19 protein-coding genes are annotated in these 22,793 nt (G+C 71.6%); 4 read left to right on the top strand and 15 right to left on the bottom strand.

Annotation, left to right across the window (positions count from 1 at the left end; all coding sequences use genetic code 11):
• From VFZ92_RS05900 to VFZ92_RS05925, 6 genes are all read right to left on the bottom strand, one after another.
• On the bottom strand, nt 1-1,326 hold the full coding sequence (locus VFZ92_RS05900) for a glycoside hydrolase family 43 protein (protein WP_330874754.1): 1,326 nt from the start codon (nt 1,324-1,326) through the stop codon (nt 1-3).
• Nucleotides 1,327-1,331: 5 nt separating this feature from the next.
• Nucleotides 1,332-2,777 carry a family 43 glycosylhydrolase gene (locus VFZ92_RS05905; RefSeq protein WP_330874755.1) on the bottom strand — a complete coding sequence of 482 codons (1,446 nt, stop codon included), beginning with the start codon at nt 2,775-2,777 and terminating at the stop codon, nt 1,332-1,334.
• A gap of 151 nt (nt 2,778-2,928) precedes the next feature.
• Nucleotides 2,929-4,056, bottom strand: a complete 1,128-nt coding sequence (locus VFZ92_RS05910; RefSeq protein ID WP_330874756.1) for a hypothetical protein — start codon at nt 4,054-4,056, stop codon at nt 2,929-2,931.
• 303 nt (nt 4,057-4,359) lie between these two features.
• Nucleotides 4,360-5,310 (bottom strand): pectate lyase family protein, encoded by a 951-nt coding sequence (locus VFZ92_RS05915; protein ID WP_330874757.1) that lies wholly within the window; start codon nt 5,308-5,310, stop codon nt 4,360-4,362.
• Between the two features lie 145 nt (nt 5,311-5,455).
• Complete coding sequence (locus VFZ92_RS05920) at nt 5,456-6,607, bottom strand: enolase C-terminal domain-like protein (protein WP_330874758.1); 1,152 nt, start codon at nt 6,605-6,607, stop codon at nt 5,456-5,458.
• Entirely contained in the window at nt 6,604-7,899 is a 1,296-nt protein-coding gene (locus tag VFZ92_RS05925) for a sugar ABC transporter substrate-binding protein (RefSeq protein ID WP_330874759.1), read from the bottom strand. Before VFZ92_RS05925 ends, VFZ92_RS05920 begins: the two co-directional genes overlap by 4 nt.
• A 134-nt stretch (nt 7,900-8,033) precedes the next feature.
• On the opposite strand from VFZ92_RS05925, the gene VFZ92_RS05930 reads away from it, so the two are divergent.
• Entirely contained in the window at nt 8,034-9,050 is a 1,017-nt protein-coding gene (locus VFZ92_RS05930) for an RNA-guided endonuclease TnpB family protein (protein WP_330874760.1), read from the top strand.
• 35 nt (nt 9,051-9,085) lie between these two features.
• Here VFZ92_RS05930 and VFZ92_RS05935 read toward each other — a convergent pair whose 3' ends face one another.
• Genes VFZ92_RS05935 through VFZ92_RS05945 form a run of 3 tightly spaced genes read right to left on the bottom strand, consistent with a single transcriptional unit; the run spans nt 9,086 to nt 13,061 of the window.
• On the bottom strand, nt 9,086-9,970 hold the full coding sequence (locus VFZ92_RS05935) for a carbohydrate ABC transporter permease (protein ID WP_330874761.1): 885 nt from the start codon (nt 9,968-9,970) through the stop codon (nt 9,086-9,088).
• Complete coding sequence (locus tag VFZ92_RS05940) at nt 9,967-10,887, bottom strand: sugar ABC transporter permease (RefSeq protein WP_330874762.1); 921 nt, start codon at nt 10,885-10,887, stop codon at nt 9,967-9,969. The genes VFZ92_RS05935 and VFZ92_RS05940 overlap by 4 nt, the downstream gene beginning before the upstream one ends.
• On the bottom strand, nt 10,884-13,061 hold the full coding sequence (locus VFZ92_RS05945) for a pectinesterase family protein (protein ID WP_330874763.1): 2,178 nt from the start codon (nt 13,059-13,061) through the stop codon (nt 10,884-10,886). The genes VFZ92_RS05940 and VFZ92_RS05945 overlap by 4 nt, the downstream gene beginning before the upstream one ends.
• A 432-nt stretch (nt 13,062-13,493) precedes the next feature.
• Between VFZ92_RS05945 and VFZ92_RS05950 the strand changes: the two genes are divergently transcribed.
• Complete coding sequence (locus VFZ92_RS05950) at nt 13,494-14,489, top strand: LacI family DNA-binding transcriptional regulator (RefSeq protein ID WP_330874764.1); 996 nt, start codon at nt 13,494-13,496, stop codon at nt 14,487-14,489.
• A gap of 25 nt (nt 14,490-14,514) precedes the next feature.
• On the opposite strand, the gene VFZ92_RS05955 is transcribed toward VFZ92_RS05950, so the two are convergent.
• The gene (locus VFZ92_RS05955) at nt 14,515-16,341 is read right to left on the bottom strand and encodes a SpoIIE family protein phosphatase (RefSeq protein ID WP_330874765.1); all 1,827 of its coding nucleotides are present in this window, start codon (nt 16,339-16,341) and stop codon (nt 14,515-14,517) included.
• A gap of 170 nt (nt 16,342-16,511) precedes the next feature.
• Between VFZ92_RS05955 and VFZ92_RS05960 the strand changes: the two genes are divergently transcribed.
• The gene (locus VFZ92_RS05960) at nt 16,512-16,883 is read left to right on the top strand and encodes an STAS domain-containing protein (RefSeq protein WP_330874766.1); all 372 of its coding nucleotides are present in this window, start codon (nt 16,512-16,514) and stop codon (nt 16,881-16,883) included.
• Between the two features lies 1 nt (nt 16,884).
• On the opposite strand, the gene VFZ92_RS05965 is transcribed toward VFZ92_RS05960, so the two are convergent.
• Entirely contained in the window at nt 16,885-17,778 is an 894-nt protein-coding gene (locus VFZ92_RS05965; RefSeq protein ID WP_330874767.1) for an alpha/beta hydrolase, read from the bottom strand.
• A 115-nt stretch (nt 17,779-17,893) separates the two neighbouring features.
• Here VFZ92_RS05965 and VFZ92_RS05970 point away from each other — a divergent pair, with 115 nt between their 5' ends.
• Nucleotides 17,894-18,472 (top strand): helix-turn-helix domain-containing protein, encoded by a 579-nt coding sequence (locus VFZ92_RS05970; protein WP_330874768.1) that lies wholly within the window; start codon nt 17,894-17,896, stop codon nt 18,470-18,472.
• Between the two features lie 41 nt (nt 18,473-18,513).
• Here VFZ92_RS05970 and VFZ92_RS05975 read toward each other — a convergent pair whose 3' ends face one another.
• The 4 genes from VFZ92_RS05975 to VFZ92_RS05990 all read right to left on the bottom strand — a co-directional run bounded on the left by VFZ92_RS05975 (nt 18,514) and on the right by VFZ92_RS05990 (nt 22,749).
• Complete coding sequence (locus tag VFZ92_RS05975) at nt 18,514-19,512, bottom strand: LCP family protein (protein WP_330874769.1); 999 nt, start codon at nt 19,510-19,512, stop codon at nt 18,514-18,516.
• On the bottom strand, nt 19,509-20,012 hold the full coding sequence (locus VFZ92_RS05980) for a SigE family RNA polymerase sigma factor (protein ID WP_330874770.1): 504 nt from the start codon (nt 20,010-20,012) through the stop codon (nt 19,509-19,511). Before VFZ92_RS05980 ends, VFZ92_RS05975 begins: the two co-directional genes overlap by 4 nt.
• Nucleotides 20,013-20,146: 134 nt before the next feature.
• Nucleotides 20,147-21,736 (bottom strand): beta-1,3-glucanase family protein, encoded by a 1,590-nt coding sequence (locus VFZ92_RS05985; protein ID WP_330874771.1) that lies wholly within the window; start codon nt 21,734-21,736, stop codon nt 20,147-20,149.
• A 170-nt stretch (nt 21,737-21,906) separates the two neighbouring features.
• Nucleotides 21,907-22,749 (bottom strand): helix-turn-helix transcriptional regulator, encoded by an 843-nt coding sequence (locus VFZ92_RS05990; protein WP_330874772.1) that lies wholly within the window; start codon nt 22,747-22,749, stop codon nt 21,907-21,909.
• Nucleotides 22,750-22,793 lie beyond the last annotated feature (44 nt).

Consider the following 22,793-nt stretch of genomic DNA (forward strand, 5'->3'; position numbering starts at 1 on the left):
TCAGGCCAGCGGCGCCGCCAGGACGAACGTGGCGTCGGCCTTCGTCGTGCCGGAGGACTGGTACGGGTCGACGCGGATCGCGTAGTCCTGGTGGCGCAGGTAGCGGCCGGGGAGGTTGAACGACTCGAACGACGCGCCCGTCCCGGTCAGCCCCGGTCTGGCGCAGAACGTGGCGTCGCCGCGGAAGACCGCCGTGCCGTCGTTCGCGTCGAGCCGGACCCGGAAGTCCCAGTGCCGCAGGTAGCGGCCGGTCGGGTTGATCGACTCGAACGAGTAGCAGGACGGGTTGGCCAGACCGGCGCGGACGGTGAACGTGGCGTCCTGCCTGGTCGCGAGCGGGCTGGAGGCGCCGACCTGGTCGAGGTGGCCGAGCAGGTCCCGGTGCCGGACGTGCCGGTCGGGGAAGTTGGTCGAGCGCAGGGAGACCTTCGCGCCGACGGTGGGGGCGGGGGCCGAGCCCGCCGGTTCGCGCAGCACCGTGAGGTGCCGGACGAAGCCCGAGAGGCCACCGGGCAGGTCGGCCTTCGGCGTCCAGGTGCCGAAGCCGTCGTGGCTGTCGGTGTAGTAGTAGTGGCCCGAGGTGTAGGCGTCGAAGTAGAGGCGCCAGCCGCCGTTGTCCAGCCGCACCAGGGCCGGACCCTCCAGCGAGGAGCCCCAGCCCGCCCAGTTCCCGGTGCCCCGGAAGGTGTACGGGCCGGTGAGGCTGCCCGCCGTGGCGTACTCGATGTACTTGGTCGTCTCGTTCTTCACCATCGCGTGGTAGGTCGAGCCGATCTTCACCACGAACGTGTCGATGTGGTTGGGGCCGAGTCCGCTCAGCGGGACCGGGGTGCTCCACGTCGACAGCGCGGGGTCCAGCGCGCGCAGCTCGTGCGGGCGGAACGACGCGCCGCCGTCGACGGACAGCGACACGACCACGTGGACGCTGCCGTCGGAGTCGGTGAACCACTCCGGCGCCCAGGTGCGGGTGAGGTTCGCGGTCGGCAGGGTGACGGTGCGCAGGAACGTCCAGTCCACCAGGTTGTCGCTGCGGGCGAAGCCGATGGTGTTGCCGGTCCAGCCGGTGGTGTAGGTCAGGTAGTAGCGGCCGTCGGTGTGCCGCATGACGCTGGGGTCGCGGATGAGGCCCGTCGGCGGCGTGTAGGCCGGGCCCTTGGCCAGCTCGAAGTTCACCGCGTCCGAGGAGCGGTAGACGTACATGTTGGACTCGCTGCTGTTGGTGAACGCGGTCATCGTGTACCGCGACGCCTCGGTCGCGAGCGGGGCGACCGGTTCCGCCACGGCGGGCGCGCCGCCCACCAGGACCAGTGCGAGCGCCGCCGCCACGGCCCTCACTGGAGGACCCAGGTGGCGTCGGCCCGGCCCACGGCGTCGGACACCGGTTGCAGCAGCACGTCGACGCCGGTGTGCCGGACGTACCGGCCGGGGGCGTTGGTCGACTCGAACGACACCGCCGACCCGTCCGCCAGTCCCGCCCGCTGCTGGAAGCTCGCGTCACCGCGGAAGGTGGCCGTGCCGTCGTTCTTCTCCACGTGCAGCACGTGGTTCCGGTGCCGCAGGTAGTAGCCGGGGAAGTTGGTCGACTCCAGCGACACCGAGCCGCCGCCCGCGAGGCCGGTGACGACGCGGAACTGCGAGTCGGCCAGGTTGGTCACGTTGGCCTCGACGCGGGCCTTGAACTCCCAGTGCCGTACGTACCGGTCGGGGTAGTTGTAGGACTGGAGCCGGACCGGGGTCGGGCCGTCGGCGACCGGGATGCCGAAGTTCGGCGTGCCGTCGGCGTTCCAGTACAGCTTCTGCACGCGGGTGCGGCGGTTCGGGTCGTACAGCGGGTCTCCGACGATGTCCCGGTAGGACCGGTCGTGGTAGACCAGGACGTCGTTGCGGCCGTCCTCCGACGTGGTGAACGAGTTGTGGCCCGGCCCGTACTGGCTGGTGGCCGCGTTGCTGGTGAACACGGGGTCGGGGCTCTTCACCCAGGACGCGGGGTCGAGCAGGTTGCTCGACGCCGAGGCCGTGAGCAGGCCGAGGCAGTAGTTCGCGTCGGTGGCGCTGGCGGAGAACGTCAGGAAGATCCGCCCGTTGCGCTGGATCACGGCCGGGCCCTCGTTGACCTTGAACCCGCGCGTCTCCCAGTCCCGCGTCGGCACGGCGATCCGCACCGGCGTCCCGCTGATGGCCTTGGGACCGGCCATCCTCGCGATGTAGAGGTTCGAGTTGGTGGCGATGCCCGGCTCCGACTGGGCCCAGGCCAGGTAGCGGACGCCGCCCGCCTCGAACGTCGTGGCGTCCAGGGCGAAGGTGTCCCACGCCGTGGTGATCCGCGTCGGGGCCGACCAGGTGCCGGTCAGCGGGTTGGCCGACGACGACTCCATGACGTACATGCGGATGCGGAACGGCTCGTCGGCGCGTCCGGCGGCGAAGTAGGCGTACCACTTGCCGCCGATGGAGTGGAGTTCCGGCGCCCAGACGTTGGCGCTCAGCTCACCGCTGGAGTTCTTGCGCCAGATCACCGTCTCCGGCGCGGTCGTGAGCCCCTGGAGGGTGGTCGCCCGGCGCAGGACGACCCGGTCGTACTCCGGGACGGACGCGGTGAAGTAGTAGTAGCCGTCGGTGTGCCGCGAGATGTGCGCGTCGGCCCGCTTCTCGACGAGCGGGTTCGTGTAGCGCGCGGGCGACGCGGTGGCGGCGGACGGGGTCAGCGACAGGGTGAGTGCGGCGACGGCGAGCGTGGTGGCCAGCCGTCGCAGGATCGGCCTTCGTGGTGTGGGGAGCAAGGTGCCCCTTCCCGAGGAGTCCGCAGGGCGACCACGTCAGTGTTAGCGTTAACATGTTCGCCGTCAATACGTCATCTCGCCGTATCGCCGATTCCTCCGCGGGACCGATCGGTCGGGACCCGCGTGCGCCGCGGGTCCCGACACGGAATTCCTACCTCAGCGCGCAGGGCGCGAATCGTTCCAGGCCCTCGGGCTTCGCGGCGAGGCGGCCGATGGCCGTTTCGATGCGGTTGAGGGCTGCGACGCGCTTGTCCTCCAGCGGTCCGAGGATGGCGTTGTCGACGAAGTTCGCGCCGCCCTGTCCGGCGGTGTCGATCAACCGCTGGTTGGCCTCGGCGATCTGCTTGTCGAGGTTCTCCAGCTCCCTGGTCACCTCGGCCTGGGCACCCGCGGGCACCGCCGGGATGGCGTCCACCGGGCTCGGGCAGGCGATGGCCCCACCCGCGGCGGGCGCGCTCGACGTCGGCTGGGCGCCCGCGCTCGTCTCGGGGGCCTCCCCGCCCGCGTCGCCCAGCTCGCAGCGGGCGAACCGCTCCAGGCCCTCCGGCTTCGCGGCGAGGCGGCCGATGGCCGTTTCGATGCGGTTCAGCGCGGCGACGCGCTTGTCCTCCAGCGGTCCGAGGATGGCGTTGTCGACGAAGTTCGCGCCGCCCTGTCCGGCGGTGTCGACCAGTCGCTGGTTGGCCTCGGCGATCTGCTTGTCGAGGTTCTCCAACTCCTTGGTGACCTCGGCCTGGGCGCCCGCGGGGACGTCCGGGATGGCGTCGACCGGGCTGGGGCAGGCGATGGCCTGGTCACCGGCCTCGGGCGCGTCCGCCGCGCTGGTCGTGGTCGTGTTCGGCGGCGGTGCGGCCTGGCCCGGAGCGCCCAGCGCGCACGGGGCGAACCGCTCCAGGCCCTCGGGCTTGGCGGCCTGGCGGCCGATGGCGGTCTCGATGCGGTTGAGGGCGGCGACGCGCTTGTCCTCCAGCGGTCCGAGGATGGCGTTGTCGACGAAGTTCGCGCCGCCCTGTCCGGCGGTGTCGATCAACCGCTGGTTGGCCTCGGCGATCTGCTTGTCGAGGTTTCCCAGCTCCCGCGTGACCTCCGCCTGAGCGGCCGCGGGCACCGCCGGGATGGCGTCGACCGGACTCGGGCAGGAGATGACCTGCGCCGACCCGGTCCCGTCGCCGCCGCTGGCGAGCGCGGCGGCGGTGAGCGCCGTCGTGAGCGCGGCGATGCCGACGAGTCCTACCAGCGCGACACGACGTTTCTTGTGCTCGGGGAAGACGTGGGACATCGCAACACCTCACAGGGATCGGGGGGCCGCGCCGGTGCGAAACTTCCGGGGGTGGCGCAGATCGTTCTCGGTTCGTTGTGGAGTACGGACCGAAAATGCGACCGGTTCACCGTTGCCGAAACGTATCCGGGGAATCCCGTCTCCCACCGCCGTCGAATGCCGTCGAACAGCGGCCGTGAATCGTCGAAGGTCCCAGCTCAGAGCATGCGGGCGACCTGCTGGTACCGGACATTGTGAGCGTGCTACAACTGGGGGCGGGTGTGGGGACCGCCGCCGCGCAGTGGCCCCCACACCCTCCTCCGATCAGATCTTCCCGGTGCCCGCACCGCTGGTGACGCTCGACTTGACGCTGCTCGCCGCGTCCAGCGTGTAGGAGTACGGGATGGACTTCACGCTGCCACCGGCGTCACCCGAACCCGAGTTGACGAAGTGGTTGTTCCTGGCGACCAGGTTCGCCGCGGGAGAGCTGCCCTCGCCGCGGTGGAACGGGTCGTCGGTGTTCTCGAAGAAGTTGCCCTCGACCAGGACACCCGCTTCCTTCGTGGAGGCCACGCCGTAGGACGTCACGCCGCCGTAGAAGTTGTTGTACACGTGCACGGGGTTGCCGAAGCGCACCCGCGGGTGGCGCTGGTTGGTGCCGTCGAACCAGTTGTGGTGGTAGGTGACGCGCAGCTTGCCCGAGTCCTCGGACGCGTTGTCGTCGCTGTGGCCCAGCAGCATCGTCTTGTCGTGGCTGGAGAACTTGTTCCACGACACCGTGACGTAGTCCGAGGCGCGCTTGATGTCGAGAGCGCCGTCGTAGCCGTTGGAGAAGGAGTTGTGGTCCAGCCACACGCGCGTCGAGTACTGCACGTTGATCGCGTCGTCGTTCCAGTTCCGGAAGTTCACGTTGCGGACGATGACGTTCGAGGCGTTGGCGATGTTCAGACCGCTGCCCGTGATCGTCGCGCCGGAGCCGACACCGATGATCGTCTTGTTGGACGCCACCTTCGTCATGGACGACAGGGTGATCGTCCCCGAGACGCGGATGACGGCGGGGCTCGTCGACTTGGCCGCGTTGGTGAACGCCGTCGCGTCGCTCACGGTGACCGGCGGAGTGCTGCCGCCGCCGGTCGTGCCGCCGCCCTGGGTCGCCCAGCCCGCTAGATCGAACGGTGCGGCGTTCGCGGGCAGGGCCGCGGTCGCCGTGCCCACGAGGACGGCCGCGGCGAGCAGCGCCGCGCGCCACGGCTTCCTGGTGATGTTGGGGAACATTCGGTACCTCTCCTGGATTTCGGTGACCGTCGTCGTCGACGGTCGATCCCGCTTTCGGACAAGTGCTGGCGGCAGTTGTCGGCGGTCCAGTACTGGTATTTCTTTCCTCAGGATGGAAATCGTTCCCGGCAGGGACGATCCGCGATCACCACGAATCGACGACGTGGGTGGCGATGTGGTCGAGGTTCCAGTCGTCGCCCAGCCCCGGCAGGGTGGGCAGGGCGACGAGACCGTCCTCGTCCAACTCGTCCACGATCGAGTGCAGGTGCGGTGGGACCAGGTCGAAGTCGACGTGCGGGTGCAGCAGGCCCCGCTCGTACCACCGGCTCGCGTCGGAGGCGCCGAGCAGCGCCAGGCTCGCCGAGCCGTTGCCGTGGACCTCGCAGTCCACCCCGAACGACTCGGCCAGGTGCAGGACCTTGAGCACGGGCGTGATCCCCCCGCACCCGTTGGCGCCCGCCCGGAGGATGTCGCAGGCCCCGGAGGAGACCCACTCCGCGCGGGTCATGTGCTTGCCCCACGCCACCTCCGGGCCGATCACCGGGATGTCGAGCTGCTCGGCCAGCCAGCGGTACGACCCGACCGACGCCTCCTCCATGGGCTCCTCGAACCAGGAGAAGCCCAGCCGCTGCACGGCCCGGCCCAGCTCCAGCGCCTCGGTCCTGCGGTACCAGTGGTTCGCGTCCAGCATCAGCTCGACGTCGGGGCCGACGGCGTCGCGCACCGCCTCGCACGCCTCGACGTCCATCCGCACGCTGGGCGCGCCCGGCACCGGCGGCATCCAGGTGTGCAGCTTGATCGCCCGGTACCCCAGCCCCACCAGGCGCTTCGCGAACGCCGCGTAGTCCTGCGGCGTGGCGAGCCCGCCCGGCGTGGTGTCGCCGCACATCGTGCTGGCGTAGGCCGGAACCCGGTCGCGGGCACCGCCCAGCAGCTTCCACACCGGCAGGTCGACCCGGCGTCCGACGAGGTCCCAGAGCGCCTGGTCCACGTAGCCGAGCGCCCGGTCGGTGAACCCGCCGTGCGCGCCCCGCTGGCGGTGCGCCATCTCGCGCCAGAGCCGCTCCCGGTCCCACGGGTCCTGGTCGAGCAGCACCGGGCGGACGTGCTTGTCCAGCACGGCGGGCCGCACCTGGTCGGGCTGCACCTGGCAGTACCCGGTCACCCCGTCGGCGTCGGTGATCTCCAGCAGCGCCTCGCGCACCTCGTGCGGCTCGCTGGGGTGGCGGTGGCCCGCCTCGTCGACGGCGGTGTGCGCGGTGGTCGTGAACACCCGGACCCGGATCGACCTGATCACTTCCGCTGCTCCCATTCCTTCTGGGCGTTGGTCAGCTTCTCCGCGAGCCCCTTGAGGAAGTCCTGCGCGGACAGCTCCCCGAGCAGCACCTTCTGGTAGGCGGGCTCGCTGTCGGTCTTGGTGATCGAGGAGTACTCGGGCAGGTAGACCGGGGCGGGGACCAGCTTGGTGGCCGGGTCCTCCAGCACGCCCAGCGCCATCCGCACCGGCTGGTTGGCCTCGATCCACTTCTCCGACCGCACGTCGGTGTTGGCCGGGATCTGCCCCACCTTCTCGTTCCAGTAGCTGTTCGACTCCTGCGACACCAGGAACTCGACGAACTTCCAGGCCGCGTCGGTGTTCTTGCTCCCCTTGAAGACCGCGAACCCGTCGGTGGGGTTCGGCACGACGGTCTTCTTGCCCGACGGCCCCACCGGCAGGCTGATCGCGCCGACCTTGTCGGTGCCCAGCGCCTTGGTGACGTCGGAGTACGAGCCGAGGTTGTGGTGCATCATCGCGACCGAGCCACCGGTGAACTGGGCGACCATCTGCGTGTAGTTGTTGTTCACGTCCGCCTCGGGCGTGGCCTTCTTGTACAGCGAGGCGACCTTGCCCAGCAGTTCGGCGTTCGCGGGGTCGTCGACCGTGCTGGTCGTGCCCTCGAAGAACGACTCCACGCCGGAGTAGGCGTAGGTCTCGGTGAGGAGCTGGAACACCGAGCCCGCGCCGCCGCGGATCGTGTACCCGTAGCGGTTGGCGCCGAGGTCGGTCAGCTTCGTCGCCCGGTCGACCAGCTCGTCCCACGTGGTCGGCGGCGCCAGCCCCGCGGCCTCGAACCAGTCCTTGCGGAACCAGATCACGTCCAGGTTGCCCGACGAGGGGGCCGAGTACAGCTTGCCGTCCGGCGCGGTCTGCCGCACGGTCTCGACCAGGCTCGGCAGCAGCTTCCCCTTCAGCGGACCGGAGTCGACGCGCTCGTCGAGCGGTTCGAGCGCGTCCTGCCCGACCAGGTTCGCCAGGTACGACGTGGTCACACCACCGACGTCCGGCACCGACCCGCCCGCTATGGCGGTGTCGTACTTCTGCTGCACGGACGCGCTGGGGATGCCGACGTACTCGACCTCGATGGTCGGGTTCTTCGCCTCGAACCGCTTGATGAGCTCCTCGTAGATCGGCGTCCGTCCGGGTCCGCCGTTGTTGTCCCAGAACGTGATCGTGGCGTTGCCACCACCGCTGCCCCCGCCCGCGTCCGAACAGCCCGCGAGCGCGAGGCCGAGGGACAGGACGACCGCTGCCGCGCGACGGATTCTCATCGAAACCCCAATCGGTGGATACCCCGGTCTTCAAGCCGAGGAGGAGTCGATCTGCGGATGGTGCAGCTGGGTCCCGGGTCCGGAGTGGACGGGCGACACCGGTCGCCGCCGATGGGCCGGGTGGTCCGCGGGGCGTGTCGGGGGCGGTGGTGGAGCGTGCGCACCGCGACCGCCTCTACCCCGACCAGGAGCGAGCGGTGGGGTCGTCGCGGACGTTCGGCTGCGTCCGGCTGGTCTGCAACCGGGCGTTGGAGGTCCGCACCACCGCGTGGAGCCAGGAGCGGCGGCGGGTCGGTTGCGGCGACACGTCGGCGTCGATCACCGCGGGGAAGCGGACCGACGAACTCGGTGTTCCGAACGAGGTGTCCCCGCTGCCGTCGCAGCAGTGCCCGCGGCACCAGCAGGTGGCCGTGTCGCGGGACCCGGCCGGTCGGTGGCACGCGTCGATGCTGGTCGAGACCAGCATCGGCCACCTCGCACCGCTGACGACCGCGATCGGCGTCGACGCCGGGCTCACGCCCCTGCTGACCCCGTCCACCGGGGAGGCGATCGCCAACCCGAGGCAGGAGCGCCGCGAGCGGGTGGCGTCGGCCCGTGCGCGACGGGACCCGGCTCGCGAGGCCAAGGGCTCCGACAACCGGGACGAGGCTCGCACCGCGGTGGCCCGCGTGCACGCCCGGATCGCCGGCAGGCGGCGGGATCCGCCGCGCAGGCCGACCGCTCGACTCGTTCGTGGGAACCCGGCGATCGTGGTCGAGGACCTCGCGGTCCGCAACACGGTCCGCAACCGCTCCTCGGCCCGCGCCATCAGCGACGCGTCCTGGTCGGGGGTCCGGTCCGTGCTGACCCGCGAAGCCGCCTGGTGCGGCCGCACGGTGATCGCGGTGGACCGGTGGCACCCCTCCGGCAAGACCTGCTCGCGATGCCGGCGCGTGCTCGACACGCCGCCTTCGGGCGTGCGGGAGTGGACCTGTCCCGGTCGCGGTGAGGTCCACGACCGGGACGTCACCGCCGCACGGGACATCCCGGCCGCCGGACGGGCGGTCGCTGCCCGCGGGGACGGAGTCGGACCGAACCGGTGCCAGTGGTCGGTGGGGCATCTGTCGGAACCTCCCTTCCGGGGGAGAGGAAACAGGAACCGTTCGCTGTGAGGGGATGGGAATCCCCGCCTTTCCGGGGGAGGACGTCAACCCTTGACCGCCCCTGCGCTCAGTCCCTGCACCAGGAACCGCTGGACGACGGCGAACACGAGCACGACCGGCACCGCGGCGACCACGCCGCCCGCCGCCAGCGCCCCGAAGTCGGTGTTGAACTCGCCGAGCGCGTAGCTGAGCCCGACCGGCAGGGTGAACTTGTCCTGCCTGCTCGCGAACATCAGCGCGAACAGGAAGTTGTTCCACGCCCCGATGAACGCGAACGACCCGACGGCGACCAGCGCGGGCCGCAGCAGGGGCAGGGTGATCGCGAAGAACGCGCGCGGCCTGGAGCAGCCGTCGACCATCGCGGCCTCCTCCAGCTCCACCGGGATGTTGCGCACGAACCCGCTCATCAGGATCAGCGCCAGCGGGAGCTGGAAGGCGGTGTCGGCGATGATCAGGCCGGTGAGGCTGTTGAGCAGACCCGCGTTCTTGAAGATCACGAACAGCGGGATGAGCATCATCGCGCCGGGGACGAACTGGGTGCACAGCAGCGCGAGCAGGAACACCCGCTGGCCGCGGAACCGGAAGCGCGCCAGCGCGTAGCCGCCCATCAGCGCCAGCACGCTCACCACGCCGAGCGTGCCGACGGCCACGACGAGGCTGTTGGCGAAGAACACCCCGAACCCGAGGCCGTTCCACACCGTGTCGAAGTGCTCGAACGTGATCGGCCACGGCACCAGCGCCGTCGACCCGGTGGGGCGGAAGGCGAAGACGAGCATCCAGTAGAACGGCACCAGCGTGAACAGCAGGTACAGGCCCAGCGGCAGGTACAGCCGCCAGCTCCGGCCCGGCTCGCCGCGGCGCTTCGGGCGCGGCGGGGTGTTCCGGCTGGGCGGGTCGACCTCGACCCGCCTGATGAGGGTCTCGGTCATCGTCGGCTCCCGAACTTGGACACCCGCAGGTAGAGGATCGAGAAGAACAGCAGGATCACGAAGCCCACGACCGTCAGCGCCGAGCCGTAGCCGAAGTCGTGGGAGTCCACGGCCTTGCGCGCGACGTACAGCGGCAGCGTGGTCGTCTGGTTGGCGGGACCGCCGCCGGTGAGGGTGTAGATCAGGTCGACGTTGTTGAACTCCCACACCGCGCGCAGCAGCGTGGACAGCACGATCGCGTCGCGCAGGTGGGGGAGCGTGACGCTGAGGAACCGCTGCCACCGGTTCGCGCCGTCCACGGACGCCGCCTCGTAGAGGTCCTTCGGGATCGTCTGGAGGTCGGCGAGCAGCAGGATGGCGAAGAACGGCACACCGCGCCACAGCTCGGCGACCACCGTGGCGGCGAAGACCGTGTCCGGGTTGCCCAGCACCGACGTGCCGTGGTCGCCGATCCCGAGGTTCGCCAGCTCCTGGAACACCCCGGTGGACGGGTTGTACAGCAGGATCCAGATGCCGGTGGTCAGCACGCCGGACACCGCCCACGGGGAGAACACCAGCGACCGCGCCACGGCCCGGCCGATGAAGGTCTCGTTGACGATCAGCGCGAGCGCGAGGCCCAGCAGGAGTTGCAGCCCGACCTGCACGACGACCCACTTGGCGCTGAACAGCAGGCTCTGCCAGAACAGCGGGTCGTCGGTGAGCATCCGGTGGAAGTTGTCCAGCCCGGCGAAGCCGTTCTTCCACGGCTGCGTCACGTTGTAGCGCTGGAGGCTGTAGTAGACGACGCTGCCGATCGGGTAGACCAGGAACGCCGCGAGCACGGCCACCGTCGGCAGGATCAGCGCGTACGGCGCCCACTCGCGCCGCTTGCGGCGGCGCGGCGGTGTCGGCAGCGGCCGGGTCGCCAGTGCCGTCACGAGGGGTTCCACCCGTCGGTGCCCGCGAGGTAGGTCCGCACGGTGTGGCGGGCGGCGTCGGCCTCGGAGAGCTGCGGCCGGTCGGTGCCGGTGCCCGCGCCGGGTCCGGTGTTGCGGAACTCGGCGAAGCGGGCGTCGCGCCAGGAGAAGCCGGACATGTCGGTCCACGGCGCGGTCTTGACCGCGGCGGGCAGCACGGTGTCGCGGACGACGACCTGGGCGACGGCGTCGACGTCGCCGCCGGGGTGCCACGGCCTGCCCAGGTAGTAGGTGCGGGACTTCGCGGTGCTCACCACCGTGCTGTCGACGATGAGGAAGCCGAACGGGTTGTCGCGGCGGGTGCTGGCGGCGGTGAGGTAGCCGTTCGGGTCGCCGCCCCGGTCCAGCGCGGTGATGGTGGCGCGGTCGAAGACGGCGGTCGCGCGGCCGAACAGGAAGTCCACGTCGCCGCTGATCGAGCAGTTCCGGTAGTACTGCCGCGCCCGCGTGCCGACGGCCGGGGTGTCGGCGTAGAGGGTGTCCTGGTGGCCGAGGAAGGTCACGCGGTCGAACAGCATCCGGTCGCCGGTGGCCTTCACCGCGACGGCCTGCGTGGCGGTGATCTCCGGGTGCTTCGCGCGGTCGAACGAGTTGCGGAACGTCAGGTCGCGGGCGGTGAAGTCGGTGGCCGCCAGCGTCGCCGTGGCGCTGCCGGTCGTGCCGTAGGTGCTGCCGTCCGGCTTCCTGGTGCCGCTCGCGTTGTCGTAGTCGATGACCACGTCGGACGCCCGGCCGGTGGAGCCGCGCAGCACGAGGCCCTTCTTGCTCGCGGGCACGGTGATCACCTCGCGGTAGACGCCCGGCTGGAGGGTGATCACCGCCCCGGCGGGGGCGGCGTCGATCGCCGACTGCACGGTCGCGAAGGAGCCGACGCCCTCGACCGAGACACCGGGGGGCCGGGCACCCGCCCGGAGGTGGGCGATCCGGTGCGCGGGTTCCAGCCCCCGGTCCAGCGCGGGCGTCCAGCCCGCGTCGGTGCCCAGCGCGGCGGTCGGGTTCGCGGCGTTGAACGCGGCCAGGAGGCTGGTCGGCCTGCCGTCGACGAGCGTCCCGCGCTCGGTCATCGCGGTGCCGCCCCAGTTGTGCACGGCCCGCTCGGGCCTCGCCCCGCCGCGGAACCGGAAGTGGTTGTTCTGCGCGTACAGCGCGGAGTTCACGCCGACGCCCCAGCTGTAGACGTGGTGCTCGCGCGGCTCGTAGAGGTTGTTGTAGACGTGGACCTGGCCGAACCGCACCCTGGGCGCGCGTTCGCCGACGTCGCGGAAGACGTTGTGGTGCACCGACACGCGCAGCTTGCCGGGGTCGGTGGTCGAGGTGTTCGAGGACCCGATGAGCATCGTCTTGGCGTGGTCGGTGAAGAGGTTGCGCGACGCGGTGACCAGGTCGGAGCCGGTGGTGATGTCGAGCTGGCCGTCGTGGACCTGGTAGGGGCGTCCGAAGTGGACCGGTGCCGCGCTGTCCGGGTTCGGCTGGTCGGTGAAGGTGTTGCCGTCGACCCACACGTGCGTGGCCCGTTGCAGCGACACCGAGTCGTACAGCGAGTTCCAGTTGCCGGGGGCCTCGCCGGGGGAGTTGTCGTTCGGGTCCCACCGGGGGAAGCAGTCGGCGGTGTCGCGGAAGGTCAGGTTGCGGATGATCACGTTGTCCGCGCCGTGGACGCGCAGGCTGCCGCCGGTGATCCCGGCGCCCCCGCCCAGTCCGACGATCGTGGTGTTCGAGGTGACGGTCAGGCCGATCGTGGCGCCCTGCTTGGCCGCCGACGCGGCGCGGGCGTCCTCCAGCGGCCCGGACGGGTCCTGGTCGCGACCCCAGACGGCCGGGTCGTACGCCGCCAGGTAGGCCTCCCGCGTGTAGCCGTCGACCGCGTGGTCCTCGCAGGTCAGGGGAGTGCCGTCGGCGGCGGTGTCGGCGTCGACCACCCCGGCGACGTAGACGATCTTCGGCTCGGTGTCGGCCAGCGCGGCGACGAGTTCGGCCCGGTTCCGGACGGTGTGCACGTGCTCCGCCGTCGCCGCCGAGCCGCCGGTGGTGCCCGTCCCGCTGGACGCCCAGCCGTCCCCGGCGGGCAGCACCTGCCTGCCGAGGTCGGGTCCCGACGCGTTCGCGGCGGGCACGGCCACCGCTAACGCGCTCATCGTGGACAACACGAGCGCACATCTCCTCAACCGCATGGCGGTGTGCCTTTCCTGGTCGTGACAGAGGTCTGGACAACTCATTCCTGAGTTGTTCGGACCGGGGTTGATTCATGGATATGAACGCCGTCCAGACTGGTGAAACGAATATTACGAATGCGTGTGCTTTGCGTCAATGAATTGAGTCTCGATTCAGAGGTATTCGATTTTTCGACAATTCATTCGACGCCATTCGAATCGAAGTCCGTCGAACGCGTTCAGCGGGTCGGTTCCGCCCGCGGGGCCGGGCGTCCGTCAGGGTGAAACCGTCTCGTGGGCGTGCCGCCGCTTCCCAATGGGGGCTTACGGTCGTGCCGGGTCGAGCCGTAGCCTTCGGTAGACCAATCACTGGGTACTCACCGGTAGCGAGGGGCGCGCGTGGTCACGATCGCCGATGTGGCGCGACATGCCGGCGTCGCGCCGAGCACCGTGTCCTACGTCCTCACGGGCAGGCGGTCGATCTCGGCCGCGACCAAGGAACGGGTGCGCGCCAGCGTCCGGCTGCTCGGGTACCGCTCCTCGACGCCCACCCGCACCCCGACCGGTGCGGCGGCGGGCGTGCTGGCGATGGTCCTCCCGCTGCGGGACGGCATGAACATGCCCGTGGTGACGCAGTTCGTCATCGCGGTCGCCAGCGCCGCGCGGCGGCACGGGCAGGACGTGCTGCTGCTGACGGCCGACGAGGGCGCCGACGGGGTGCGGCGGATCGCCGACAGCGGCCGGGTCGACGGGCTGATCGTGATGGACGTCGAGATGCACGACGACCGCGTGCCGGTGCTGCTCGAACTCGCCAGGCCCACCGTCCTCATCGGCGTGCCCGCCGACGCCACCGGACTCACCTGCGTGGACCTGGACTTCGCGGCGGCGGGCGCGCTGGGCGTCGACCACCTCGCTGACCTCGGCCACCGCAACCTCGCGCTGCTGGGCGCGCCCAGATCGGTCTACCGCAGGGACACCGGGTTCGCCCACCGCACGACGGCGGGCTTCAGCGCGGCGGCCATGCGGCGCGGCATCGCGATCACCACGTCACCGGTCGAGCACGACGCCCCGTCCGTGCGGCGGTTCGTCACCGAGCTGCTCCGCGACCACCCGTCGGTCACGGGTCTGGTGGTGCACAACGAGACCGCGCTGCCTCTGGTGGTCGAGTCCCTGCGCTCGCTCGGCCGCCGCATCCCCGAGGACGTCGCCGTGGTCGCGCTGTGCCCGGACGACGTCGCCGAGCGGACCAGCCCTCCGCTGACGTCGGTCAACATCCCGGCGGACGAACTCGGGCACGAGGCGGTGGCGCTGCTGCGCCGCAAGCTCGACGGGGAACCGGTGCCCGCGCTCACCCTGCTGCCGCCGAGGCTGACCGACCGGGCCAGCGCCGAACGCGGACCGCTCGCCCCGTAGCGCCCTCGGACCGATCGGTCCGACGTCACACGCCGATCGCGAGCACCGCCACGTCGTCGTCGGCCTGGCCGGGCGGCACGAGTTCGGCGATGACGGTGTCCACGACGGCGCGCGGAGGTTTGCCCGCGAGGGTCGCGAGCAGGGCGCACAGGTCCGCGACCGAGTCGTCGTAGTCGAGGTCGCGCCGTTCCACGAGCCCGTCGGTGTGCAGCAGGACGGTGCTGCCCGGCTCCAGCACCACCCGGTGGTCCGCGCGCGGCCCCGACCGGAAGTCGGGGAAGCCGAACAGCATGTCGTGGCCGCGCAGCAGGTCCACGGTGCCGTCCGGGCGGACCAGGACCGGCTCCGGGTGGCCCGCGTTGCTGTAGTCCATCGTCCACCGGCCGGAGCCGTCGGCGTGCGGGGTGAGGTGGACGTGCACCAGGGTGCCGTGGGCGGGCACCGGGATGCCCGCGAGCGCCGACTCCAGCGCCTCCACCGCCTTGGCGGGACCGGCGACGGGCAGGCACCACGCCGCCTGGCGGAGCATGCTGCGCACCTGGCCCATCAACGTCGACGCGTGCACGTCGTGGCCGGTGATGTCGCCGACCGTGACCGCGACCGTCCTGCCGCCGGGCAGCGGGATCGCGTCGTACCAGTCGCCGCCGACGGCTTCGTCCACATCGGACGGCAGGTAGGCCGCGGCCGTCGTCAGCCCCGGCACCTCGGGCAGCGGCGAGAGCATCGCCTCCTGGAGTTCGCGGGCCACGCCGACGCGGCGCTCGATGAGGCGCACGCGTTCGAGCGCCTGGCCCGTGTAGGCGGCGATCGTCGTGATCACCTCGCGCTCGCCCGCGTCGAGCGGGTGCGGTCCGTCCCAGCCGAACACCAGCGCGCCCACCACCTCGCGCATCCCCACCAGCGGGGCGCAGGCCGTGGCGTGCAGGCCCATCCTGCGGTAGAGGTCGACGGTCTCGGGCGGGAAGTCCTCCGCGAGCGCGTCCGGGTCGGAGTAGCAGACGAGCCTGCGCTCCCGCACCGCCTTGGCCGTGACCAGCGGGGCGTCCAGCCCGTAGCTCTCGTACTCGCCGACGGCGAGGTCGAGGGGCAGCCGGGGGTCGGCGACCCGCCGCAGCCCGCCGTGCCGCTCGGTGATCACCAGGCCGACGTAGGTCGGGGCGCTGTCACCGGACACGAGGTCGCTGACCTGGTGCCGGATCTGCTCCAGCGTCCGCGCGCTGGCCAGCGACTGCGCGGCGGTGAGCAGGATCTGGTTGCGGTCGTGCGCGACGTCGAGCATGGCCGACAGTTCGAGGGTGCGGTCGCGCTCCCGCGTGTGGTGGCGGGTCGCGAGCCGCAGCCGCAGCTCGGTCGTGCACATCGCGGCGAGGTCCGCGAGCGTGGCCAGCTCGTCGTCGGTCCACTCCCTGGGCTCGGTGTCGATCGCGCACAGCGAGCCGAGCACGTCGCCGTCGAGCGAGGTCAGCGGCATCCCCGCGTAGGCGACGACTCCCAGGTCCTGCACGGCGGGGTTGTCGCGCACCCGCTCCGACGCGCGCGCGTCGGCTATCACGAGCGGTTGTCCGTCGGCGACGACGTGCCTGCAGAACGAGTGCGACAGCGGGGTCTCGCGCGCCGTGGCCCACGGCTCGGCCAGACCCGCGAGGCCGGGGAGGACCTGCCGGTCCCGCTCGACCAGCGACACGAGCGCCACCGGCACCCGGAGCTGCACCCGGACCATGGCGGCGAACCGCTCCATCACCGAGTCCGAGGTCGTCGACAGACCGGTGTCGTGCAACGCCCTGAGGCGCTCCGGGTCCCGCAGCGCGGCCGTCGCGGCGTCCGGTGGCGGCTGGCCGGACCGATCCCCCACGTGACCCTCCTGCTCACCCGGCGCCGGCGCGCCCGGTGCGGGTTCCACGATAGTTCGGTGGGGGAGCCCGCACTCCCGGTGCCCATCGCTGGCCCGGACCGGCGGTGAGTCCCGCCACGCGCGGTGGCGCACGGCGTGCGAGCGGGCCAGACCGGTACTAGGTTCGGGGAATGGGGACCGAACAGGCTGGAACGGCCGAGAACGAGACGATCACCGGCAGCCAGGAGGTCCGCGACGAGGCCGTGCTGGTGACCGTGAAGGGTGAGGTGGACGTCGCCACCGCGCCCAGGCTGCGCGGCTGGCTGGAGCAGGCGTTCGCCGCGAAGAAGGCCTCGGTCGTGCTCGACCTCACCGGGGTGGAGTTCTTCGGCTCCGTCGGGCTCGCCATCCTGGTCGAGTTCCACGGCCGCGGTGAGCTGGAGGGCGTCGAGCTGCGCACGGTGGCTCCCGCCCGCGCCGTGGCGGGTCCGCTCTACCTCACGACGCTGGACAAGGTGCTCAAGCTCTACCCCGACACCGCTGGGGCGCTCACCGCGAGCTGAGTCACCGCAGGAACTCCAGGAGCGCGTCGAGCAGCGCGTCGGGAGCCTCCTCCGGCACGTAGTGCCCCGCGCCGGGCAGCACCACCCCGGTCACGTCGTCGGCCACGGCCCGCATGGTCCGCTCGACCTCCTCCGCGGACGCGTGTTCACCGCCGATCGCGAGCACCGGCACCGCGAGCCTCGCCCGCCGGGTCCTCTCGACGACCTGGGGGCCGCTCCGCTCGCTGCGGTAGAACTCGAAGCTCGCGCGCAGCGCGGCCGGGTCGCGCAGCACGTCCACGTAGACGTCCACGGCCTCCTGGGGGATCGCCTCCGGTGAGGCCGCCTTGGACGCGAACTGGTGTCCGAAGTAGACCTCCTCGCGGCCCGCGACCATCCGCTCGTTGACCTCCGCGAGCCGGTTGAACGCGAAGTGCCAGAGGTGCTCGTTGGTCGCCGGGTCCATCAGCAGCGGCGGTGACGGAGTGACGCCGGGCAGGATCGCCTCGGCGACGGCCAGCGACGTGACCCGCTCGGGGTGGTCGGCGGCCAGCACGTAGCCGATCATCATGCCCACGTCGTACCCGACGACCGCGAACCGCTCGTGCCCCAGCGCGGTCATCAGCGCCGCCGCGTCCGAGGCCAGCGTGGCGGCGTCGTACCCGGTCGCGGGCTTGTCCGAGGCGCCGGTGCCGCGCGGGTCGGCGGCGATCACCGTGAAGCGGTCGGCCAGCGCGGGCATGACCAGCCGGAAGCCGTACCAGAACTGGGGCCAGCCCGGCAGCAGGAGCAGCGGCGGGCCGTCGCCGCCGACGACCGCGTGCAGGGTGGTGCCGTCGACCGCGACGAACTCGCTGCGGAACCGCTCGGTGAAGCCCTCGGGGAGGTGGGGCACGCCGGTCACGTCGTGGGGCACGGGGTCTCCTGTCCGGTTCGAGCGGATACTTCATCCGCTGCTGGGCCGAACCGTAGCACGGAAACGGATAGTTCATCCTTTAGGTTGAGGTATCCGCTCCCGGTAGCGTGGGCGCGTGACGTCCGGTCGAGTGTCCGAACCGCCGCGCAGGGCGGACTCGCTGCGCATCCGCGCCCGCCTGCTCGACGAGGCCAGGCTGATGCTCGTCGAGAACGGGGTCCCGTTGCAGCTCAACGACCTCGCCCGCCGGGCGGGCGTCGGCGTGGGCACCGTGTACCGCCACTTCGCCACCAGCCAGGCCCTCGTCGAGGCCCTGGCGGTCCTGCGGTTCCAGGGCCTGCTCGACGCGGCTCGGCTCGCCACCACCGAGCCCGACCCGTGGACCGCCATCGAATCGGTGCTGCGCGAGCAGGTGCGGCTGGAGGTCGAGCACGCCGAGGTCCGAGAGGTCCTCGCGGCCACCTTCGACACCCACCCGGAGATCGCGGCGGCCAAGGCCGAGCTGGAGTCGATCACCACGGCCCTGCTGGTGGCGGCGCGCGCGGCGGGCGTGGTGCGCGCCGACCTCGACGCCTGCGACCTGCGCAGGCTGATGTGCGGGGTCGGGTACGCGGCGACCATCGGCGACGATGACCCGTCCACGTCGGCGGAGCTGTACCTGCGGGTGGTGTGCGCGGGGATCCGGACCGGCTGACCGGGGCCGCGGGGTGGTCGGGCCACCCCGCGGCCACCCGGCTAGTTCACGCAGCCGTCGGACGGCGGGCCGGGCTGGTCCGGCGCGTGGGGTGCGTCGGACAGGAACCCGGCGACGAACGCGCGCACCGCTGCCGGGTCCAGGGGGAGCGCGACAACGTTCCCGACGTCGGTAGCGGGCCCGTGCGGCACGGTGGCCGTGGTGATGCCCGCGTTCGGGGTCAGGGTCGACACGAACGCGAGCAGGTTCCAGGCCGGGTCGGTGCGGACGCCGGTCCCGAGCGCGTCGAGCACCGCGGCGACCCTGTCCGGGTCGCGCAGGACGGCCGGGTCGAGGAGCTTGGCGGTCAGCGACCGCAGGAACACCTGCTGCCGGACCACCCGGTCCAGGTCGCCGTTCGGCAGGCCGTGGCGCTGGCGCAGGAACGCGAGCGCCTGGTCACCGGACACGGTCGACCGGCCCGCGGGCAGGTTCGCCCCGGAGAGGTCGTCCGACGCGGCGGCCGTGAGGCAGACCTCGACGCCACCCACGACCGTGCTGACCGCGGCCACGGCCGCCAGGTCGACGGTCGCGTAGTGGTCCACGTGCGCGCCCGTCACGGCCTCGACCGTCCGCACGAGGTCCTGGGGCTCGCCCACCTCACCCGCGACGTAGGCGGAGTTCAGCTTGCCCGCGCCCCGGCCGGGGATGTCGACCCACGAGTCGCGGGGGAGCGAGACCGCGTCGACCGACCCGTCCAGGCCGACGCGGGCGAGCACCACCGAGTCGGTGCGGCCGGTGTCGTCCAGGCCCGCCAGCAGCACGGTCCTGGGCTCGATGGGCGCCGCGGCCTCCAGCTTCTCGGTGCGGGTGGGGGAGGACGGCGCCAGGACCACCGCCGTGGCGACGGCGGCGGCCGTGAGCACGGTCGCGGACAGCAGGGCCAGCGGGCGGCGGCGGGACTGCCTGGCGCTCAGCGCGGCCCGCACGGCCCGCGAATCGACCGCCTCGGCGGCCTCGGCGGCGATGGCCTCGCGGATGAGGGCTTCCTGCTCGGTCATCGCAGCACCTCCGACGGGCTGGTCTCGTTGACGCGCAGCGTGTGCAGGGCGCGGGAGAGGTGGCTGCGCACGGTGCCCTCGGTGCAGCCGAGGACCTGGCCGATCTCGGTGGTCGTGGCGTCCTCGTAGTAGCGCAGGACGAGCGCCGCCCGCTGCTTGTGCGGGAGGACGGCGATCCGCGCGCGCATGGCGTCCCGCTCGGCGTGCCGCACAGCCGGATCGGGCACGGCGGGCGACAGCTCGTCGAGGGTGGCGTGCGTGGTGGACACGTCGCGGCGCGCGCGGCGGCGGCGCCAGGACAGGTACTCGTTGGTCACCATCCGCCGCACGTAGAGGTACGGCGCGTCCAGCACGCCGATGCGGCCCCACCGGGACCGGGCGCGCACCAGCACGTCCTGCACGATGTCCTGCGCGAGGTGCTTGTCGCAGGTGAGGGCGGTGGCGTAGCGCAAGAGCCGATCTAGACGATCGGCGACGAACTGGTCGTAGCCGTCCCGCACGTCGTCCCCTTCTGTCGAGGTGGTTGCGTTGCGGTCGGGAAACTCCTCGACCGGGTCGCAACGTTGAACCACCTCGCGGTGACGTGCGTCACCAGGCTGGGTGAGGGGGCCGGTGGCCCGACCCCCTCATCCTGTCAGCCGCGGTGCCACTTCTGGTTGGCGCCGCCGACGCAGTCCCAGATGTGCAGGACGGCGTCGTTGTTCGGGTTCCACTCGGCGATGTCGAGGCACTTGTTCGACTGCGGGTTCACCAGGTCGCCCGCTCCGCTGAGCACCCACTGCTGGGCGGCGTTGCCGCTGCACGTGGCGATCTGCACGGCGGCGCCGTTGGTGACCGCGCCCCACGCCACGTCCATGCACTTGTTGTTCTCCGTGCGCACGGTGCCGTCGACGAACTGCCACCTCTGGTTCGTGCCACCCGTGCAGTCCCACACGATGAGGCGCTGGCCGTCGTTGAAGTTCCAGTTCGGCACGTCGACGCACTTGCCGTGCCAGTTGCTGACGATGCTGTTGCCGGTCGGCTGCGGACCCCCGCCGCCCGCGCCGAACGGGGTGAGCACGATGCCCGCCGCGCGCGGGTCGCCGTCGTGGACCAGGGACTCCTGGGCCTGCACGTCGTCGAACGCGAACCCGTAGGCCTTGCCGTCCACCATGTTCTGGTGGATGATCCGCGAGTAGTGGTCGGTCAGCGAACCCTGGTAGAAGTCGCCGGGGCCGCCGCCGGGCTGGGTGTCGATCCGGCCCAGGGTGGAGCGGTGCAGCGCCGCGCACAGGGTGCGGGCGATCGGGCCGACCACCTGGTCGTTGGGCGCGTGCAGGTTGCCGTCGCAGCCCCACACGTGGGCCGTGGTGGGCTTCTGGAACGACGCCACCTGCTGGCCCGAGGTGTTGGTGAAGTTCATCGTGGTGCCGGACGTGCGGCCGAAGAACTTGATGTTCGGCTGGTCGCCGAACGGCACGACGGTGAGCGTCTTGCCCGAGTACGCGCCCCAGGCCTGGTCGATGTAGGGCTGGAGGTAGTTGGCGTCCATCAGCCCGGCGCCCGCCGCCTTGCTCGGGGCGAGCACGCGCAGCACGGTCCCGTCGGACCTCGTCACGACCGAGTTGCCGAAGCCCGCCTGGTTGCGGACGGCGTTGATCACGGTGTCGCGGCCGTTGCCGACCAGGTCGCCGGTCCGCTTGGTGGCACCGTTGGCACCGGTCACCGTGACCGCGTGCGGCACGGCGAACTGGTCGACCTGCGAGCTGTTGAGCCAGAGGCCGGCGTCGTTGTAGGTGAACTCGCTCCAGTCGAACAGGATGTTCTTGTTGGCGTCGCCCGCCCAGGGCGCGGGCTGGACGAAGCCGTCCGGGGTGAGCGAGAGCTTCAGCTTCTCGCCGAAGGACATGTAGACGCGGCCGGAGATGAACCGCGGCACGCGCACGGTCACGTTGCCGCCGTTGCCGGGGCCCGCGATGGACACGTCCGGGGCGGGCGTCGGGGGGAGACCGCCCGCGGGCCACGGCGTGAAGCCGCCGCCCTGGTTGACGTAGCCGAGCCGCCCGTTGCGGATGTCGGTGCCCAGGACGTACAGGTACACCGCGTCGGAACGGCCGCTGTTGTTGGTGACGGTGAGGGGGAGCAGGTCGGGGCCGATGGCCGCCGCCGGTCTGGCGACGAGGGCGACGGAGGCCGCCACGGCGAGCGCGGTGAGCGCGCTCAACCACTTCGTTGTGGTGCGCAAGGAATCTCCTCGGTGACGCGGGCAGGGACCGCTTCCCGGTGAGGTGGGGGGACCGCCGCCGGGAGGCGAGGAAGGACGGTGCGCCACCGCCGACCACCGTCGGTGGAAGCGCTCTCACAGCGTCCGGCCCAGCCTGGATCCGTGTCAAGTGGACGTGAGCCCACTAGGGGTTACGAAACTGTTGCGTCTCGGTGCCAGCTCGCCAGCAGCGGCAGCACCTTGGCCGTGGGCGAGTCGGGCTGCACGGTGTAGACGATCAGCTGCTGGTCCGGCTCCTGCGGCGCGGACACGATCTCGATGTCGAACGCCAGGTCGCCGCCGACCGGGTGGCGGATCAGCTTCGCCACCGACGCGTGGTCGCGCACCTGGTGGTCGGCCCACCAGCGGGCCGCGTCCGGTTCGGCGGCCCGCAGCTCGTCGATCAGCGCGGTGAGCCTTCCGTCCTGCGGCCTGCGCGCGACCTCGCGGCGCAGCGTGGCCACCGTGTTCGAGGCGAAGTACGGCCAGTTGACGATCCGCTCCCGCGCCAGCGGGTCCAGGAAGAGGAAGCGGGCCAGCGACGAGCCCGGCGCCAGGTCGTAGAGCACGGCGCTGAACAGGGCGTTGGTGGCCAGCACGTCGGTGCGCTGGCCCAGCAGCAGCACCGGGAGGTGGTCGAGGGCCGACATGATCCGCAGCAGGCCCGGATCGGCCCGCTGCACCGGTACGACCGTGGTCGCCCGCCGCCGCGCCGTCGGCTCGGCCAGGTCGACCAGGTGGGCGCGCTCGACGTCGGACAACCGCAGCGCCCTGGCCAGCCCGTCGAGCACGGCGGTCGAGATGTTCGCCTGCCGCCCCTGTTCGAGCCTGCTGTAGTAGTCCGGGCTCAGGCCCGCGAGCACCGCCAACTCCTCCTTGCGCAGGCCGGGGACCCGCCGCGGGCCGGGGAACGGCTCGATCCCCGCCTGCGCGGGCGTCAGCCGGTCGCGCCGCGAGCGGAGGAACGCGCCCAGCTCGGCTCTGTCCTGTGCCACGCCACCCACTCTACGAACCCGGTCCCGGTCCTGCCTGGTCATGC

This window comes from Umezawaea sp. (assembly GCF_036375055.1).
GTDB lineage: Bacteria > Actinomycetota > Actinomycetes > Mycobacteriales > Pseudonocardiaceae > Umezawaea.

Bases quoted from the DNA above. Each gene is read 5' to 3' on its own strand.
- VFZ92_RS05910 (WP_330874756.1), bottom strand. From the start codon at position 4,056: ATGTCCCACGTCTTCCCCGAGCACAAGAAACGTCGTGTCGCGCTGGTA.
- VFZ92_RS05915 (WP_330874757.1), bottom strand. From the start codon at position 5,310: ATGTTCCCCAACATCACCAGGAAGCCGTGGCGCGCGGCGCTGCTCGCC.
- VFZ92_RS05925 (WP_330874759.1), bottom strand. From the start codon at position 7,899: ATGAGAATCCGTCGCGCGGCAGCGGTCGTCCTGTCCCTCGGCCTCGCG.
- VFZ92_RS05935 (WP_330874761.1), bottom strand. From the start codon at position 9,970: ATGACCGAGACCCTCATCAGGCGGGTCGAGGTCGACCCGCCCAGCCGG.
- VFZ92_RS05945 (WP_330874763.1), bottom strand. From the start codon at position 13,061: ATGAGCGCGTTAGCGGTGGCCGTGCCCGCCGCGAACGCGTCGGGACCC.
- VFZ92_RS05960 (WP_330874766.1), top strand. From the start codon at position 16,512: ATGGGGACCGAACAGGCTGGAACGGCCGAGAACGAGACGATCACCGGC.
- VFZ92_RS05975 (WP_330874769.1), bottom strand. From the start codon at position 19,512: ATGACCGAGCAGGAAGCCCTCATCCGCGAGGCCATCGCCGCCGAGGCC.